Raw genomic sequence first — 18,586 nt, 5'->3', positions numbered from 1 at the left:
TTCTTTCATCGAAACGAAACACACGTTTCATCCAGAAAACCTGAGGAGATTCACCATGAGTAACTTTGATAAAAATGACCTGAGCGGCTTCGTTGGTAAACATGTGGTTTACACCTACGATAACGGCTGGAACTATGAAATCTATGTGAAAAACGCACAGACACTGGATTACCGTATTCACAGTGGCCTGGTGGGTAACCGTTGGGTGAAAGACCAGAAAGCTTACATCGTGCGTGTGGCATCAGAGGTTTACAAAATTTCGTGGACCGAGCCTACCGGTACTGACGTCAGCCTGATTGTGAATCTTGGCGATAACGTGTTCCACGGCACCATCTTCTTCCCGCGCTGGGTCATGAACAATCCGGAAAAAACCGTCTGCTTCCAGAACGATCATATTCCGCTGATGAATGCTTACCGCGATGCCGGTCCGGCCTATCCGACCGAAGTGATTGATGAATTCGCGACCATCACTTTCGTCCGTGATTGCGGCGCGAACAATGACACCGTGATCGACTGCGCAGCCAGCGAGTTACCGGCTAACTTCCCGGACAATCTGCGTTAATCGCCGAAGCAGAATGTCGAAACGCAAAACCATAAAAAACCGCAGCCCTGACGCAGGCTGCGGTTTTTTTTATGATGCTTGCGGCCTCAGTTCGCCAGGGTCTTCAGCAGAGCGGCATTAAATTTTTCCGGTTCTTCCATTTGCGGCGCATGCCCCAATCCTTTGAATTCGATAAGCCTGGCATGGGGGATGAGCTTGGCGGCCTGTTTACCGAGCACTTTATAGTTGCCAATTTTGGCTTTCACTGCCGCCGGGGCGATGTCGCTGCCAATGGCCGTGGTATCAGACGTGCCGATCATCAGCGTGGTGGGGACACGTAAATTCTTAAATTCGTAGAACACAGGCTGCGTGAAAATCATGTCGTAAATCAGGGCCGAATTCCATGCCACCAGCTTATGCCCCGGCCCGTTGTTCAGACCGGCAAGCATATCCACCCAGCGGTCATATTCCGGTTTCCATTTGTTTACGTAATACGTTTTCAGCTCGTATTGTTTGATGCTCTCTGCCGACGTTTTCAGCTCGCGGTCATACCATTGATCCACGGTGCGGTATGGCACCCCTTTCGCTTTCCAGTCCTCAAGCCCGATGGGATTGACCAGCACCAGTTTCGACACTTCCGGCGCGAACATCAGGCTGTAACGCGTAGCTAACATTCCGCCGGTAGAGTGCCCGACGATCACCGCTTTGCTGATCTTCAGGCTTTTGAGTAACTCATGCGTGTTGATCGCCAGTTGCTGAAAACTGTACTGATAATGTCCGGGTTTGGTGGAGGAGCAGAACCCCACCTGATCAGGCGCAATCACGCGATAGCCTTTGGCCGCCAGTGCCGAAATCGTCCCGCCCCAGGTGGCGGCGCAGAAATTTTTTCCATGCATCAGCACCACGGTCTGTCCGTTTTTGTGGCCTGCCGGCGACACGTCCAGATAGCCCATCTGCAGCGGCGCGCCCTGCGAATTCAGCGAGAACTGTTTGAGCGGAAACGGGTAATCGAACCCCTGTAATTGTGGCCCGTAGCTTGGTGCATCGGCGGCCAGTGCAGCACCGCTGACGGAAAGAGAGATAACAGCAGCGCAGAGAAGTATGGAAAAGCGGGAAGGCATGTGTTCGTCCTGATGTCGTTTTCTGACAGGCGGCGTAAACGCTTATGCTACAAATTTTAGGCCCTCAATAAAACTGAAACCGCACGAACTGACTTTTCAGCATGAGCATCGGGTAGGTGGGAGATTGATTTCCCTCATTATTACCCGAGGTTTGCAGCAGATTTCGCTGATTATGCGTTATATTAAAAACAGTAAGCCTTCACAAATTCCTAAGGTGGACACTCCTTTGGCCTTATCCGTACATTGGCTATACCGGCCGCGATTCCGACTCTGTCTGTCGGTGCTGGCATTTCTGCTGGTCGCCGCGCTGGGCACGCTGGCGATTTCATGGCAGACCTCACAGGGATTGCGCAAAGATCACGCCGCCAGTCTGGCGCAATCGGTCTACATGGTGGATATGACCCTCGACAATGCCGCCGTCGCCGCCGATACCGTCAACAATCTGATCGGCGCCCCTTGTACCGAGGAGACGATTCAGGCTCTGCGCTGGCAGGTGGCGAAAGTGCCCAATGTGCGCACCGTCAATCTCTATACCGGCGACACCATTTATTGCACCTCCCTGTTTGGCGAGAAGATCGATTTCGTTTCGAAAGGCCACTACGCTGGCGGACAACTGATGCTGATGAGCGGCAATGCCGTAACGCCAAATCATCCGCTGATCGCCTATCGTCACGACGTAAACGGCCAGGGCGTTCTGGTCGGCGTTGACGGCTATTTCCTGCACAACATTCTTCGTTTACTCAGCCAGCAAAAATTTCTCGTTCTGAAGGTCGGCGACCAGTGGATGGATAATCAGGGCAAAATTCATCGTGATCTGGGCTGGCCGAAAGGCGAAAGAATGGCGCTGGCGTCTCAGCGTTACCCTTATGAGATGCGCCTGGTGATCAGCGGCAGCGATCACTGGCGTTACATCTTTGATTACGCCACCGCCAGTCTGGTGCTCTTTCCGCTGGTCGGCTTATTTGTGGCGTTCATGACCTACGGGCTGCTTGGCCGTTTTGGCACGCCGGTCACCGCACTGAAAACGGCGCTGGAGAAAAAACAGTTTATTCCCTGGCTGCAACCGGTGGTGGATGGCACGGATCATAAAATCACCGGCTGCGAAGTGCTTATGCGCTGGCAGCATCCGCATTCCGGGCTGATCCCGCCCTACCAGTTCATTCCGCTTGCCGAAGAAAGCGGATTAATTGTGCCGATGACCCGTTCAATGATGGCGCAGGTGCGCGATCAGTTTGGTCCGATGGCCGCGCAGTTGCCGAAAGGCTTCCATTTCGGGTTTAACATCTGCGCCAGTCACTTTAAAGATCTGACGCTGGTGGAAGACTGCAAAGCGTTCATCGACGCCTTTAAAGAAAACCCTGTGCATCTGGTGCTGGAACTTACCGAGCGCGAACTGATCGAACAAACGGACATCACCCACAGCTTGTTCAGCTCGCTGCGCCGGATGGGCGTCCTGATTGCCATGGATGACTTTGGCACCGGCCACTCCAGCCTGGCGTATCTGCAAAATTTCCACATCGATATCCTAAAAATCGACCAGAGCTTCATTGGCCGAATCGGCACCGACGCACTGGCCGGGCACATCGTCGATAACGTCATCGATCTGGCAAAACGTCTGCGCCTGATTATCGTGGCTGAAGGTGTCGAAACACAGGCACAGGTCGATTACCTGACGCCGTATCAGCTCGAATTCCTGCAAGGCTATTTTTTCAGCAAGCCCCTTGCGCCAAATACTTTCATCGAAAAATGGCTTAAAGAATAACGTGAGCTATGTCTTATAAGAGGATCCCGCATTTTGCTTAAAATGAGCGGATGTGTAACATCCTCTCAGAATCTGTGCAGTCCGACGCTAACTTGTTGAAGTTACTTGTTTTGGAGTGACTTCGGCTTAGCTGGCACTGATAAATCAAATGATCACTTTGCGAGCAAAATGATGATTAAGTGGCCGTGGAAAGCAAATGAGCTGAAAATTGAGAGATCGGACGCGTGGAACGACGCCCTGAACATTCCGCTGTTGTCCTCTCTCAATGACGAAGAGCAACAACGTCTGATACGCATCGCCAGCCAGTTGCTGCAACAAAAACGGCTGGTGCCCTTGCAGGGCATTGTGCTCACCGAACAAATGCAGGCGCGCATCGCCCTGCTGTTTGCGCTGCCGGTCATGGAGCTGGGCGCATCCTGGCTCGACGGGTTTCATGAGATTCTGCTTTATCCCTCTCCTTTTGTGGTCGATACCCCGTGGCAGGACGAGAACGGCTTGATCCACGCCGGAACGCAAATCCACGCCGGACAAAGCTGGGATCAGGGGCCGATCGTCCTCAACTGGCAGGACATTGAAGACTCCTTCGACAATTCTGGCTTTAATCTGATCATCCACGAAGCCGCGCACAAACTGGATATGCGTAACGGCGGCGAAGTCAGCGGCATTCCGCCCATTCCGCTGCGTGACGTGGTTGCCTGGGAGCATGATTTGCAGGCCGCCATGCAAAATCTGCAGGATGAAATCGACACCGTAGGCGAAGAGGCTGCCAGCATGGACGCCTACGCAGCAACCGACGCCGCCGAGTGTTTCGCCGTACTTTCTGAATATTTCTTTAGTGCGCCAGAATTGCTGTCTGACCGGTTTCCGCTGGTTTACGGCCATTTCACCCGTTTTTATCAGCAAGACCCGCTGGCACGGCAACGTCGCGGACAACGCTGTGATTGTTAATCTGACGGCTGACCCCATATTTTGATGGCGCTGATGATGATTTTCAGCCGTATTGATTAGATGCTGAGCAGTCAGCGGCTATTATTGAATTTTGCGTTGACACCCCGGCGCCCTCTGGATATTATCCGCCCCGTTCAAACGATTCCTCTGTAGTTCAGTCGGTAGAACGGCGGACTGTTAATCCGTATGTCACTGGTTCGAGTCCAGTCAGAGGAGCCATATTAGAAAAGCCCGCTTAAGGAAACTTAAGCGGGCTTTTTGCTTTTCCGCTTTTCTTTCGTTCGGCGAAAATCGGGATGCCGGAGAAACCAAATTCCAGACAATAAAAAACCCCGCTGGTGAGACGGGGTTCTATATTTTTCGCCCTTAACGACAGGTAATCGTGAAGCAGCGACGTGCGACCATACAATCTAACGACGAGATTATAGCTTTCTTCAATACCCGTTGCAAACCCACGGATGCTCATTAATAATACAGGCCGTTAGGTTTGTCGTGCTTCAGGCTTTACCTATTTTAAAGCCCTGACTGCCAGACGGGTGGTGCCGCAAGCAGTGCCCCAGTCTGGAGTGCGACTATACAATCTAACACTTGTACACCCGTACTGACAGGCAATGTAAGGGTAAGGTACTGGTGTTGCGCTCCGCATTATGTGGAGAACGCGGATGAACATGTTGTCAGTGATCATCGTCGTACTGGAGCTGTTTTTAGCCCTTTTACGACTGATTAACCTGGTGAGTTAACTCTCCGGTTAAAACGCATCTAAAGGGGAAGGCCACTTCCCCTTTTAAGTCACTTTAAGATTCATTTCGACGCGCTCACGCTTTCTGGTTAAATCCGCTCCTGATGCCCGTGATAGCCTGTCTGGAACAAAAAACACGCTACTCATCCCTTGTGCCAACCATTTGTTCTCCTGCACAACGAACCTTTCCTAATTAAAGGGATTTATATCGCGCTGCGGGTTCATCTTGTTTGATGTCTGAAATCAGCGCCTGACGCGCACCGTCGAGGGCGTCCCAGTGTGCGGCGTTTTGCAGTGGCGGAATGGTCACCTTTTCGCGACGGTCAAAACCGACCAGTGCGGCATCCACTAAATCATCTACCTGCATCATTTTAGGTGACGTTGTCACGTCAATGCCTGCGCGTTCCCAAATTTCCGTATAAGTTCCGGCTGGCAGCACCGCCTGGACATACACACCATGGGATGACAGTTCCAGATCCAATCCCTGCGATAAGAACAGCACGTAGGCTTTAGTGGCGCCATACACCGACATCATAAATTCCGGAGCCAGCCCGACGACGGAACTGATATTGACGATTGCACCCTCTCCCGCCTGCACAAAACGCGGTGTCGCGGCGTTGGCCAGCCGCGTCAGAGCTGTGATGTTCAGCGCAATCAGCCGTTCAATGGATTCAGAGGTCTGCTCCGCAAAACCGCCCGACTGCGCAATGCCCGCGTTATTGATCAGAATGCCAATTTGCGCGTCGTCGCGCAGACGGGTTTCGACAGCCGCCAGTGCATCAGGTTGGGTCAGATCAGCGGGCAGAATGTCGACAGCCACGCCGTGTTCCTGCCGCAGACGCACGGCTAAAGTGTCGAGTTTTTCCTTGTCGCGGGCGACCAGAACAAGGTTATGCCCCCGGCGGGCGAAACGCTCTGCGTAAACAGAGCCGATGCCTGTCGAGGCGCCAGTAATGAGGACTGATGATTTGGTCATGAGTTGATCTTCTTTATTGGTGGGTAAACAAAATCCGCCAGTGCGCGGCCAAAGTACAGACTTAATGATGGTGATCGTAATCTAAAAAGTCAATCGGTTTGATTACGGTTATCATCAATGTATACTTGAGGCATGAATTTTCGGGAGGTGGGCAAAAATGAAAGTGTCAAAAGAGCAGGTTCGTGAAAACCGCAAACACATTGTTGAAACGGCTTCGGTGTTGTTTCGCGAACGGGGCTATGACGGTGTTGGCGTCGCGGAACTGATGTCAGCGGCAGGTTTCACTCACGGCGGGTTCTATAAACACTTTGCCTCCAAGGCGGATTTGATGTCGGAGGCGATGAGCTGCGGTTTTATGCGATCGGCAGAAAGTACCCAGGGGGTCAGCCGTGAGCAATTTGTGGAGAATTACCTCTCCCGGGAGCACCGTGATTCCATGGGCAAGGGTTGCGTCATGTCGGCGCTGGGGGCAGATACCGCGCGTCAGCCCGCGCCAATCAAAGCTGCATTTGCGCAAGGCATTGAAACGCAGCTGGCCCTGTTAGCCAGTGAACGTGGCCCGCACAGCGCAACGCGCGCTGACCTTATCGACAGCATGGCCCATCTTGTTGGCGCTCTGGTGCTCTCCCGCGCCTGCCCCGATGATTCGGCACTGGCTGATGAGATCCTCGAGGTGTGCCGCGCGCGCCTTCTCAATAAGGCCGTCAGCGAGGAGTGATCTTTCCGGCCCTGCTTTGTGCACGTGGCTGCGCCGAAATGAGTGCTGAAAAGCCCGTAAGGAGAAATCTGAGCGGGTTTTCTTATGTCCGGGAGGCGTGAAGAACTGTCATGAGAAGCTGAACATCTGTCCCCTGATCATGAAAATCGTTCATGTTCAGTGAAATTAAATCACTTTTCCTTAGTCAGCGACTCAGGCATAAATTATACACGGTTATTAACTATAGAAAATTTTGAGGCTGCTGAAGGTAAATCTGAAAATAAAATTGAGAAGCCCTGAAAAGCAAACAATCAAAACAGGTTTCATATCAGATGTCGGGATATCAGATAACAATGAATAAAAATATTACCTTTGCTATTAAGAGCATTCGTTTCGACGAAGATTATAACCCCTCGGAAAATACGCGTATTACCACCAACTTTGCTAATCTGGCAAGGGGTGAGAAACGCCAGGATAACCTGCGTAACACCTTAGTGATGATCGATAACCGCTTCAACTCTCTGGCTCACTGGGATAACCCGAAGAGCGATCGCTATTCTGTTGAACTTGATATCATTACTGTTCAGTTAACTATTTCCGGCGAGGACAGCTCAGACTCCTTCCCGGTGATTGAAATACTGAAAACAAATATCGTGGATAAACACACCAGTCAGCGTATTGAAGGTATTTTAGGGAATAATTTCTCCTCCTATGTGAGGGATTATGATTTTAGCGTTTTATTGCCCGCGCACAATAAAACCCAATCCGCGTTCAGTCTTCCTGAGAAATTTGGAGAACTGCATGGGGATATATTTAAATGCTTCGTCAACTCAGACACCTATAAAGATAACTTCAATAAGAAACCGGTGATATGCCTGAGCGTCTCCAGCAAAAACACCTATTATCGCACCGGCGTGAAACATCCTGTATTGGGTATCGAATATCAGCAGGATGAACTTTCTCTGACCGATGAATACTTCGCAAAAATGGGATTGCGGGCGCGATATTTCATGCCTGAAAACAGCGTGGCACCTTTAGCCTTCTATTTTACCGGCGACTTACTCAGTGATTACACAAATCTTGAGCTGATCAGCACCATCAGCACGATGGAGACTTTCCAAAAGATTTACCGCCCTGAGATTTACAATGCTAATTCTGCGGCCGGAATACAGTATCAGCCAAGCCTGAATTATCAGGATTATTCTTTAACACGCATTGTTTACGATCGGGAAGAACGTAGCCAGCTGGCTGTTGAGCAAGGGAAGTTTACTGAAGAGAACTTCATTAAACCCTATCAATCCGTTCTTGAACAATGGTCTGCGCAAACTGTTCTTTGATTATAAAAAAATATAAGGTCACCTGTTATGAAAAAATTATTACCGACATCGACTGCCGGCAGTTTACCTAAGCCTTCCTGGCTGGCACAACCTGAGGTGCTTTGGTCCCCGTGGAAATTGCAGGATCAGGAATTAATTGACGGCAAACAGGACGCCCTGCGTTTGTGTCTGGAAGATCAGCAACAGGCAGGTATTGATATTGTCAGCGACGGCGAGCAAACCCGTCAGCATTTTGTCACGACGTTTATTGAGAACCTCAGCGGCGTTGATTTCGAAAAACGCGAAACGGTTAAAATTCGTAATCGTTATGAAGCGAGCGTGCCGACAGTTGTTGGGCCGGTAAGCCGCCAGCGATCGGTTTTTGTCGAAGATGCTAAGTTTTTACGTCAGCAAACCACACGACCAATTAAATGGGCTCTGCCAGGGCCGATGACCATGATCGATACGCTGTATGATAACCACTATAAAAGTCGCGAAAAACTTGCCTGGGAATTCGCTAAAATTCTCAATGAAGAAGCCAAAGAATTAGAAGCTGTGGGCGTCGATATTATTCAGTTTGATGAGCCCGCGTTTAATGTCTTCTTTGATGAAGTGAATGACTGGGGCATTGCCACTTTAGAAAGAGCTATCGAAGGGCTTAAATGTGAAACGGCTGTCCACATTTGCTACGGCTATGGCATTAAAGCCAATACAGACTGGAAAAAAACGCTGGGCACCGAATGGCGACAATATGAAGAGATTTTTCCAAAGCTGCAAAAATCTAATATCGATATTATTTCACTGGAATGTCAGAACTCCCATGTACCCATTGAGCTGCTGGAACTTATTCGCGGTAAAAAGGTAATGGTGGGAGCCATTGATGTGGCAACCAATAACATCGAAACACCGGAAGAAGTCGCCGCCACCCTTCGCAAAGCGCTGCAGTTTGTAGACGCCGACAAGCTCTATCCTTGCACTAACTGCGGCATGATCCCCCTGCCTCGCAGCGTGGCAAGAGGCAAGCTGGATGCCTTAAGTGCAGGCGCTGAAATCGTCCGCAAAGAGCTTCTGGCGAAATAATTTCGCCACCCGTCTGATGTTTGAAGAGAGCCTGTAGGGTGGTGCGATCCCCATTCAGGCTCACTTCACCACCGAAACGCCATTTCCGGAAAAATCCAATACTGCTTCTGTCGGCGCTGGCGGTAACGGCGGAAACGGCGGATCCCCTCTCTGACAGCGTAATCTCCCTGTTAAAAAGCCCGCTCAGTTATCCCTGAGCGGGCTTTTGAGGGTAATAACTACCCTTTACGATCCTGCCTTTACGTTTACAGTTCGAACCGGTCCAGGTTCATCACTTTTGTCCAGGCAGCGACAAAGTCTTTCACAAACTTCTCTTTAGCATCAGCGCTGGCATAAACCTCGGCATTTGCACGTAATACGGCATTCGAACCAAACACCAGATCGGCACGGGAGGCAATGAATTTACCCTCTCCGCTGACGCGATCGCGGCCTTCGAAACGTTCACCCGTTCCGTCGGTGGCTTTCCATTCGGTGCGCATGTCGAGCAAATTGACGAAGAAATCCGTGTTAAGTTCGCCGGTTTTTTGCGAGAAAACCCCCAGCTGACTGCCGTCATAGTTTGCCCCCAGCGCGCGTAATCCGCCGACGAGCACCGTTAATTCAGGCACGGTCAGCGTCAGTTGCTGGGCCTTGTCGATCAACAGATTTTCGGTCGAGGCATTGGCCGAACTGCCACGGTAGTTACGAAAACCATCGGCTTTAGGTTTCAGCAATTCGAAGGACTCAATGTCCGTCTGTTCCTGACGGGCATCCACACGACCGGCAGTGAATGGCACCTCGATATCAACGCCAGCCGCTTTCGCTGCCTGCTCAACACCGACCACGCCCGCCAGTACGATCACATCCGCCAGTGAGGCCGTGCGGGTGGACTGCTGGATGGATTCCAGAGTGGGCAGTACACGCGCCGCCGTGGCATTCACCTCCCACCCTCTTTGTGGCTGAAGCGCCAGGCGGGCACCGTTCGCGCCCCCGCGTTTGTCGCCGCCACGGAAAGTCGAAGCCGAAGCCCAGGCGACCGACGTAAGTTCACTGACGGTAAGACCGGAAGCCGCAATTTTTTCCTTCAGCTGCGCAATCTCTGCAACGGTCGGGTGATACACAGGGACCGGCAGCGGATCCTGCCAAATGAGATCTTCTTTTGGCACTTCCGGCCCGATATAGCGCGCTTTTGGCCCCATATCGCGGTGAGTCAGTTTGTACCACGCCCTGGCAAAAGCTTCGTTAAAGGCCTGCGGGTCGCCGTGGAAACGACGTGAAATTTTTTCAAACTCAGGATCAAAGCGCAGCGTCAGATCGGTGACCAGCATGGTCGGTTTGCGTTTTTTTGACGTGTCGAACGGATCAGGAATGATGTCCGGTGCATCGGCGGCTTCAAACTGAATAGCCCCCGCCGGGCTGCGGGTCTGCACCCACTCATATTTGAAGAGGTTTTCGAAGAAGTAATTGCTCCACTGCGTCGGGGTTTGCGACCAGATCACTTCCAGACCGGAGGTGATGGCATCTGCGCCCGCGCCGGTTCCGTGGCTGCTTGCCCAGCCGAGGCCCTGAGATTCAATCGGTGCGGTTTCGGGATCAACACCCACGTGGGTGGCAGATGCAGCGCCATGCGTTTTACCGAGCGTATGACCACCGGCGATGAGCGCGACGATTTCCTCGTCGTTCATCCCCATATTGCCGAAGGTGGCACGGATGGCCGGAGCGGCAGAAGCCGGATCACCGCTGTGATTCGGACCTTCCGGGTTCACGTAAATCAGCCCCATTTCCGTTGCGCCCAGCGGAGATTTTGCCAGTTCTTCAGGATGGCGGTGTTCAAGCCAGGTGGTTTCGTCACCCCAGTTCACGTCCAGATCCGGTTCCCAGACGTCTTCGCGACCGGCACCAAAACCAAAGGTGCGGAAACCGGAATTTTCCAGCGCGACATTACCCGCCAGAATATAGAGATCTGCCCAGGAAATTTTCTGACCGTATTTTTGCTTCACCGGCCACAACAGGCGGCGCGCTTTATCGAGGCTGACGTTATCCGGCCAGGAGTTGAGAGGAGAAAAGCGTTGCTGACCGCGTCCTGATCCGCCGCGTCCATCGACGGAGCGATACGTCCCGGCGCTGTGCCACGCCATACGGATGAACAGGCCAATGTAGCTGCCCCAGTCGGCGGGCCACCAGGCCTGAGATTCGGTGAGCAGCCCTTTGATATCGGACTTGAGTGCAGAGTAATCTAACTTAGCGAATTCTTTACGATAATCAAACGTCTCGCCCAGCGGGTTGGAACGAGTCGAGTGCTGATTTAGCAGGTCAACCCTGAGCTGATTGGGCCACCAGTCACGGTTGGATGTGCCACCGCCGGAGGATTTATTGGTATTACCTTCATGGAAGGGGCATTTACCGGCGGATGCTTCTCTTTCTGCTTCAACAATGGGCTTTGCGTCTTTTGCTTCTTCATCAATGGAATTGCTCATGCTCACACTCCTGTTTTTGTAGTCTCATTGCTACTCTATACGCGGATTGAAACCAGTCACATCTGAATCACCCTATGTATTTGATAGATCTTGCCTTCAGAATTTTGTGCAGTGCCTGCGGGTTTTTTCATCAAAATAATGCCATCACTGATTATAGAATAACCCCTTAATGACAGCGGCTTATCTGCCCGCGTCGCAAAAAGAAAAAAGCCCGTCAGGGTTTCCCCCGACGGGCTTTCGTTTCGTCATGTTGCTTAGCGACTACTCACGCCATCCCATTTCGGGAGCAACATGTTTCAGGATCGACTCAATCACATGCACGTTATACTCAACGCCCAGCTGATTCGGCACGGTCAGTAACAAGGTGTCGGCTTCGGCGATGGCTTCATCCTGTTTCAGCTGTTTGATCAACATTTCCGGGCTGGCTGCATAGCTGCGACCGAAAATCGCACGGGTTTTCTCATCGAGGAAACCCACTTTATCGCCATCGTTACTGCTGCCGCCAAAGTACATGCGATCGCGGTCATCCATCAGGGCAAAAATGCTGCGGCTGACCGAGACACGCGGTGCCCGCTCATGCCCGGCTTCCTTCCAGGCCGCACGATAGGCGCGGATTTGCTGCGCCTGCTGAATATGGAACGGCTCGCCGGTTTCATCATCTTTCAGCGTTGAGCTTTGCAAATTCATGCCCAGCTTCGCGGCCCAGACGGCGGTCGCATTCGAGCCAGCGCCCCACCAGATGCGCTCGCGCAGCCCTTCAGAATAAGGCTCAGTGCGCAGCAAACCCGGCGGATTTGGAAACATCGGTTGCGGATTGGGTTTCGCAAAACCTTCACCGCGCAGCGCATCCAGCAGCTTTTCAGTATGACGGCGCGCCATATCGGCTTCTGTTTCGCCCTCTTCCGGCTGATAACCAAAATAGCGCCAGCCGTCGATCACCTGCTCCGGCGAACCCCGGCTGATACCGAGCTGCAAACGCCCCCCGGAAATCAAATCCGCGGCGCTGGCGCTTTCGGCCATATACAGCGGATTCTCGTAACGCATATCGATAACACCGGTACCAATCTCGATCTTGCGGGTTTTTGCGCCAATGGCCGCCAGCAACGGGAATGGCGAGGCCAGCTGACGGGCAAAGTGATGCACGCGGAAATAAGCGCCGTCGGCTCCCAGTTCTTCAGCCGCCACGGCCAGATCGATAGATTGTAATAATGCATCTGCTGCCGAACGGGTGCCCGACTGCGGAGATGGCGTCCAGTGACCAAATGATAAAAATCCAATCTTTTTCATCGCGTATTCATCCTCATAGTGCGAAAAACGCTGCGCCGGACCCGACTGGCGGATAACAGCACACTGATGGGATTACTTTACGCGACTCAGGATGAGAATAAATGTCATTTATTTAACATAAGGATTCAGTTTATTTGATGAACTGCGGGAAAGATTTACTGTTTTTTGACCCATCTGCACAAATTGTCTCCCATCAGAACGTCGCAGCAAAAAAACCTTTGATCCCGCCCCCGTCACTCGTTATCATGCGCCCCGTTCACACGATTCCTCTGTAGTTCAGTCGGTAGAACGGCGGACTGTTAATCCGTATGTCACTGGTTCGAGTCCAGTCAGAGGAGCCAAATTAGAGAAGCCCGCTTAAGGAAACTTAAGCGGGCTTTTTGTTTTTTATGCCCGGCGCCAGGGCCTGTATGGCTATGATGCAGTCAGTGAATGTGAAAAATCTTCCTGAGGCATTTTCAGTTTTCCCTCCGCGCCGGAAAAATTTGGTGGTCAGATTTAGGGTCATGTTGGTTCGATGACGGAGTGACCCCAAATGTCTCTTAACGACTCAAAAATCCGCAACTTAAAACCAGCCGAAAAAACCTTCAAAGTTTCCGATTCTCATGGCCTGTACCTTTTTGGTCAATCCCGGCGGTTCACGTCTCTGGTATCTCAAATATCGTATCAATAGAAAAGAATCTCACCTTGGCTTAGCCACCTACCCAGGCGTGTCTTTGGCTGATGCTCGTCAACAGCGTGATGGTATCCGTAAATTGCTGGCGCAGAATATCAATCCAGCACAATAGCGCTCTGCTGAAAGAGCCACTTCCTCGCTAGAAAAAACTTTCAAGCGTGTGGCACAGGACTGGCATAAAAGCAACCGAACATGGTCAGAGAACCACTCTTCCCGCCTGCTTGCCTGCATGAACAATCATATATTTCCTGTGATTGGACACTTGCCGATAGCTGAACTGAAACCTTTTCATTTTATCGACCTGCTGAAAGGCATTTAGAAAAAAGGTTTGCTGGAAGTGGCAGCACGTACCCGACAGCATATGTGCAACATCATGCGTCATGCCGTACATCAGGAGTTGATAGAGAACAATCCGGCAGCAAATCTGGAGGGTATCATCTCCCCTCCTGCAAAACGCCACTACCCCGCCCTTCCGCTGGAGCGACTGCCGGAACTGTTGGCTCGCATTGAGGACTACCAGCAAGGACGAGAGTTGACCCGCCTGGCAGTATCACTCACCCTGCATCTTTTCATCCGCTCCAGCGAACTGCGTTTCGCGCGTTGGTCTGAGATCGATTTCAGAAACAAAATCTGGACAATTCCAGCGACCCGAGAAGTCATAACCGGTGTCCGCTATTCAGGACGTGGCGCGAAAATGCGTACCCCGCATATTGTGCCGCTCTCCCGTCAGTCCATCATCATCCTGAAACAGATACGGGAAATATCCGGGCATCAGGAACTTATATTCCCCGGCGATCACAATCCGTATAAACCGATGTGTGAAAACACGGTCAACAAAGCGCTACGCTTGATGGGTTATGACACGAAAGATGAAATATGCGGCCACGGATTTCGGACAATGGCCTGTAGTGCCCTCATGGAGTCTGGGCTGTGGCCGCAAGCGTCAGATGAGTCATCAGGAGCGTAATAGCGTACGGGCAGCATACATCCACAAGGCGTAACATCTGGAAGCCCGCAAGACGATGATGCAGTGGTGGTCAGATTATCTGAACAGATGCAGAGAGGAATTCGTGCCATCCTATATTTTGGGCCATCAGCAGTCCAAAGTCTGAACTTCGGTACATACCGATTGATAACCTTGAAAAAGCGCTCAGCTAATGGGTCCCGTTTAAGACTAAATACTTCGCATATATAGTAAAACAACGTCAGCTTGATACAGATCTTGGTTTTTAGTCACAAAATAGAGCTGAATATTGAATTTGGTCCCTCACAAGGCTTTATTGAATAAATCGAGTTTAGATAAAACTGCCCCATATCAATCATTATCTTAGGCAATCCGCACACTTTTTGGCATCCCTGCACGCGCCATTTTTGTTTAAGGCACGGATCATGGCCATAGCCTCACCAACCTGCGCATCGAAGTCATGCATCGTTAGATACCCACCGAACGTCGGTTATAAGCCGTGTTCCATTTCCAGTAAGCATTACTCCCCGTGAGCCTCTGCCTCGCCACCTCCTGATTTCTGTCCCCATACTCCACCGGCCAGTAACCCGCCTGATCTAGCGGAGGGATAAGCGCCTTGATTTTCTTACGCCGCATCTCGTCATGGCAAAGTTTTGTGCCATAAGTGCCATCGGCAGAAACGACCTTAACTTTCCGGTGGGTCTGACGAATAACTCCCGGGAATGCCTCTGCGTCAACATTATTCAGGGACAGGTCAGCGCAGATAACCTCATGAGTACCGGCGTCCACCGCCAGGTGAAGTTTCCGCAAGACGCGGTGCTTTTCCTGACCGTGTTTTTTCACCTTCCACTCCCTTTCACCGAAGACTTCTAATCCGGTGGAGTCGATAACCAGATGGGCAATTTCGCCGCTCGCGGGGTTTTAAACGGGATGTTGACGGACTTAGCCCGCCTGCTGACGCAGGAGTAATCCTGGCGCCGGAGCGGGAGTTCATCAGGGTAAAAATGAAGTCAATAAATCCCTGCGCGACGCGCAGCGTGAGGCGAAAAACTTGTTTGATCATCAGTACGGTAGAAATAGCGAGCACAGAATAACGTTGAGGAAGACCACGTGAAGACGTATTGGGATCGTTATGCCAGGCCTGAATGGCCGACTCATCAAGCCAGAATGTCAGTGAGCCCCGATGGATGAGCGCCTTGTTGTAGGTAGCCCACTTGGTGATTTTGAACTTTTGTTTTGCCACGTGATATCGCTGCAGGATCAGGAGTGTGGTGATCTGATCCTGACAACGGCTAAAAGTTCGATTTATTCAACAAAGACCATTTAATCCTGTGTATCTTGATTATTTGCTGATTTAATACGACTGTTAACAGGTTGAATTCCACGGCCTACAACAAAATTAGAGGGTTTCTGTAATAAGAGTTACACACCCCGATTAAATATCCAGTAGCCATCAGCAACCCAGGTATCACGATTGGTGGCAAACAGACGCTCTTTCAACACATCCTGCTTTAGTGCAACGCAATATACAGGCCGGTAACGCTCAAAGCGCCAACTGCCACTTAACTCACCTGCATCCACAACGTCGAAACCGATACTTTCAATGAAATTCGCTACCGTAGACTTCGCTTTGATATTATCACTGGCGATCGGAATAGCCCGGCGATTAATCGCCCCTTTTGGCCGCGCATCACGTCGTAAATCCTCAACCGTAATAGAGTTAAAGGCCTTAACAATAATGGCACCTGGTACGTTTTCTGCCAAGAACTCGCTGGTAGTTATCTCACCATTTTTTAACGACTGGATAACACCATCACGATGAGGGAAGTAATTTAACGGATCAACGACTATTTTATTTATAAGCAATGCTTTAGGTAATTCTGGAATAGCATAAAGGGGAACTGCGGCTATCACTATATCACCAAAATTGATTGCCTGTTCGGGTGTGCCCGCCTTACATTCTAATGTTCTGACTAATAACTCGAGAGATTCAGGACCACGAGTATTACTGACCATAACCTCAAATCCATTCTTTACCGCTTGTAACGTAATTGCCTGTGCCATTGCACCTGCACCAATAACCCCTACTTTTAAATTCATAATATCCATTTCTACATCAATTAAATAGCAATAACGCCAATTATATTTGGCAAAAAATCTATCGTAAATAGATGCCAAACCTGAAAAATATTTACATCCAATAAATATTTATAAGCCGTAAGTTTTTCATCATCCAGTGGAACCCTAATTTCCTTCGCATCACCAGCAAAGCCACAACCTATACATTTCAGCACAGCTTCTTTTCTTGTCCATGCGCGTAAAAAACACTCTGGCCAATCAGCCTTACTCAAGATTTCTTCAGCTTCTTCATTTGTAAATATATAGTCTACAACTTGTTGATGTATTGCGCGATTTTTTAGCTCAATATCAATACCAAGAGGCTTATTTCTTGAGAACGCGATTGCAATAACATCACCCGTATGGGACACGTTAAAGTTTATCTTTTTATCAAAATCCACTATGTATGGTTTACCATACTCATCTTTCAATACAGCCCCTTGAAAGGGATCTGTGTTAAACATAAACCCTAGCGCTCTGCGTAAAAAAGCCTTACCTGCAATATATCGATTTCGCGCAGAAACACTCGAAAATGCTTGAGACTTTATTTTCTCGTCTTCAGAAAGGAAGATGGCATCATCCTGTGTAAAATCAGAATAATTTCCAACAAAAACGGTAATTTCTTCATCATCGTTATCTTTTAAGTAAGCCACTTCACGCCAAAGCATATTATTATTTAGCCCCAATCCATACTAATAGATAGCATTGAGATTTATCCGTCAGAATGCCGACCCTTCTACAGGGTCGGATAAAAACTAACTTGCTATATTTTTTAACGAGATTTGAATTTTATCATTAATAAACCTCAACATTTTACCATATGTGTTAAACGGCGAGTTTTGAAATGAAAGATCTTGCTCTGTTGCGAGTTTAATCTTATATCCAAGCACCTTAAATAACTGTTTTTCTACATCTGAAATGATAGTCAACAGACTCAATGAATCTAGCTGTCCCGTTGAAGAATAGAGTTCCGTATCATCTCCCTCTGAAAAATCAAAAGGTTGATCCATAAATGGCTCTTGTCGATATATAGCAGATGTTAAAATATCGTTAAGCTCGACTTCCATAATAATCCCTAAATTTAAACTGTAATTACTTCATTGATAAAACATACCGAGTTTTATAGGATATTTCTTAACTCTATAAACTCACCGCTTGTGATTCCTATGCATTCATGCTCAATGACCCTTTGATAAATTTCTGTTGCACGTTTCTCAGGGCTAACTGCGTATCCGGGCATATTAAACCTTTCTCTTAATTTTAAATGCTCGGGAAATTTGCATAAACTATCTTTTGAAATTATCCCTAAAGATAAATCAGTCAGAATATTACACATCCCCAACACAGCAAAAAATACGTCTGGGTTTTCTTGAGCATAAACCCCACACAATGCATTTAAGGCAGCCTTAGATAGACTATATGACAACATACCAGCGCGGTATCGTATACCAGCAATGGAAGCTGATGCCACAACAAGTGCCGGTTTAAAACCTGATTGAAAAAGCGCGTCAAGAATTAACTTATTAGCCAGAACATTAATCATCATGGCCTTTTGTAATTGTGAAAGATCATATTCATCAGTATGCAATGGTGCATTAGAAGAAACACCGGCATTAAGATGTATAACCGACACACCCAGTGTAATAACAGGGCTGAATTCTTGTTCAAATAGTGCTGCGACCTGCTCAGGATCTTGCAAATCACAGGATTTGAAAATAAACCGGTCATGTCCTGCAAGCTGAGTCGGTTTATGTCGTGCTGTACCGTATACTGTCCAACCTTTATCGAGATAAAGACAAGCCAGCGCCAGACCTAAGCCTCTGCTCACTCCAGTAATGAATACCCTCTTGAAAGCTTCCTGCTGTTTCTGGTTCTCGAGTGAACTCAAAGTACGCATGGCTTTCC

General features: G+C 49.7%; 14 protein-coding genes, 2 tRNA genes and 2 pseudogenes. 9 read left to right on the top strand and 9 right to left on the bottom strand.

All coding sequences use genetic code 11. The features are described 5' to 3' along the window. Positions 1 to 55 precede the first annotated feature (55 nt). Positions 56 to 562, top strand: a complete 507-nt coding sequence (locus J1779_RS14725) for a phenolic acid decarboxylase (protein ID WP_122095459.1) — start codon at positions 56 to 58, stop codon at positions 560 to 562. 86 nt (positions 563 to 648) lie between these two features. On the opposite strand, the gene J1779_RS14720 is transcribed toward J1779_RS14725, so the two are convergent. Beyond that, a complete protein-coding gene (locus J1779_RS14720; protein ID WP_056780532.1) occupies positions 649 to 1,662 on the bottom strand; it encodes an alpha/beta fold hydrolase in 1,014 nt (337 codons plus the stop codon). 226 nt (positions 1,663 to 1,888) lie between these two features. On the opposite strand from J1779_RS14720, the gene J1779_RS14715 reads away from it, so the two are divergent. From J1779_RS14715 to J1779_RS14705, 3 genes are all read left to right on the top strand, one after another. Further along, positions 1,889 to 3,424 carry an EAL domain-containing protein gene (locus J1779_RS14715; protein ID WP_238485169.1) on the top strand — a complete coding sequence of 512 codons (1,536 nt, stop codon included), beginning with the start codon at positions 1,889 to 1,891 and terminating at the stop codon, positions 3,422 to 3,424. Positions 3,425 to 3,595: 171 nt separating this feature from the next. Continuing rightward, a complete protein-coding gene (mtfA, locus tag J1779_RS14710; RefSeq protein WP_056780536.1) occupies positions 3,596 to 4,372 on the top strand; it encodes a DgsA anti-repressor MtfA in 777 nt (258 codons plus the stop codon). 143 nt (positions 4,373 to 4,515) lie between these two features. Next, positions 4,516 to 4,591 (top strand) — tRNA-Asn (locus J1779_RS14705). A 713-nt stretch (positions 4,592 to 5,304) separates the two neighbouring features. On the opposite strand, the gene J1779_RS14700 is transcribed toward J1779_RS14705, so the two are convergent. Further along, on the bottom strand, positions 5,305 to 6,087 hold the full coding sequence (locus J1779_RS14700) for an SDR family NAD(P)-dependent oxidoreductase (RefSeq protein WP_217204097.1): 783 nt from the start codon (positions 6,085 to 6,087) through the stop codon (positions 5,305 to 5,307). A 157-nt stretch (positions 6,088 to 6,244) separates the two neighbouring features. On the opposite strand from J1779_RS14700, the gene J1779_RS14695 reads away from it, so the two are divergent. The 3 genes from J1779_RS14695 (at position 6,245) to J1779_RS14685 (ending at position 9,180) form a co-directional block, all read left to right on the top strand. Then, positions 6,245 to 6,805 (top strand): TetR/AcrR family transcriptional regulator, encoded by a 561-nt coding sequence (locus tag J1779_RS14695; protein ID WP_217204096.1) that lies wholly within the window; start codon positions 6,245 to 6,247, stop codon positions 6,803 to 6,805. A 332-nt stretch (positions 6,806 to 7,137) separates the two neighbouring features. Further along, entirely contained in the window at positions 7,138 to 8,121 is a 984-nt protein-coding gene (locus tag J1779_RS14690; RefSeq protein WP_217204095.1) for a DUF1852 domain-containing protein, read from the top strand. 27 nt (positions 8,122 to 8,148) lie between these two features. Then, complete coding sequence (locus J1779_RS14685) at positions 8,149 to 9,180, top strand: methionine synthase (RefSeq protein ID WP_122095463.1); 1,032 nt, start codon at positions 8,149 to 8,151, stop codon at positions 9,178 to 9,180. 245 nt (positions 9,181 to 9,425) lie between these two features. On the opposite strand, the gene katG is transcribed toward J1779_RS14685, so the two are convergent. Beyond that, positions 9,426 to 11,636: a catalase/peroxidase HPI gene (gene katG / locus J1779_RS14680; RefSeq protein WP_217204094.1), complete on the bottom strand. Its 2,211-nt coding sequence runs from the start codon at positions 11,634 to 11,636 to the stop codon at positions 9,426 to 9,428. Between the two features lie 261 nt (positions 11,637 to 11,897). Continuing rightward, positions 11,898 to 12,923: an LLM class flavin-dependent oxidoreductase gene (locus tag J1779_RS14675; protein WP_183846786.1), complete on the bottom strand. Its 1,026-nt coding sequence runs from the start codon at positions 12,921 to 12,923 to the stop codon at positions 11,898 to 11,900. A gap of 265 nt (positions 12,924 to 13,188) precedes the next feature. Between J1779_RS14675 and J1779_RS14670 the strand changes: the two genes are divergently transcribed. Both J1779_RS14670 and J1779_RS14665 read left to right on the top strand, forming a co-directional pair. After that, positions 13,189 to 13,264: transfer RNA gene (locus J1779_RS14670), tRNA-Asn, on the top strand. Positions 13,265 to 13,458: 194 nt separating this feature from the next. Next, a pseudogene (locus J1779_RS14665) lies at positions 13,459 to 14,711 on the top strand (tyrosine-type recombinase/integrase). 215 nt (positions 14,712 to 14,926) lie between these two features. Here J1779_RS14665 and J1779_RS14660 read toward each other — a convergent pair. The 5 genes and pseudogenes from J1779_RS14660 to J1779_RS14640 form a co-directional block, all read right to left on the bottom strand. Further along, positions 14,927 to 15,806 (bottom strand): annotated as a pseudogene (locus tag J1779_RS14660) (IS5 family transposase). 179 nt (positions 15,807 to 15,985) lie between these two features. Then, complete coding sequence (locus J1779_RS14655; protein ID WP_217204093.1) at positions 15,986 to 16,672, bottom strand: NADPH-dependent F420 reductase; 687 nt, start codon at positions 16,670 to 16,672, stop codon at positions 15,986 to 15,988. A gap of 11 nt (positions 16,673 to 16,683) precedes the next feature. Continuing rightward, on the bottom strand, positions 16,684 to 17,349 hold the full coding sequence (locus J1779_RS14650; RefSeq protein WP_217204092.1) for a 4'-phosphopantetheinyl transferase family protein: 666 nt from the start codon (positions 17,347 to 17,349) through the stop codon (positions 16,684 to 16,686). A gap of 87 nt (positions 17,350 to 17,436) precedes the next feature. Then, on the bottom strand, positions 17,437 to 17,748 hold the full coding sequence (locus tag J1779_RS14645) for a hypothetical protein (protein WP_217204091.1): 312 nt from the start codon (positions 17,746 to 17,748) through the stop codon (positions 17,437 to 17,439). A gap of 53 nt (positions 17,749 to 17,801) precedes the next feature. Further along, positions 17,802 to 18,578, bottom strand: a complete 777-nt coding sequence (locus tag J1779_RS14640) for an SDR family NAD(P)-dependent oxidoreductase (RefSeq protein ID WP_217204090.1) — start codon at positions 18,576 to 18,578, stop codon at positions 17,802 to 17,804. Between the last annotated feature and the right edge of the window lie 8 nt (positions 18,579 to 18,586).

Origin of the sequence: Rahnella rivi (genome assembly GCF_019049655.1) — a bacterium.
GTDB lineage: Bacteria > Pseudomonadota > Gammaproteobacteria > Enterobacterales > Enterobacteriaceae > Rahnella > Rahnella rivi.
Note: the sequence above shows the minus strand (reverse complement) of the source record. Positions and strands in the feature narration are given on the sequence as shown.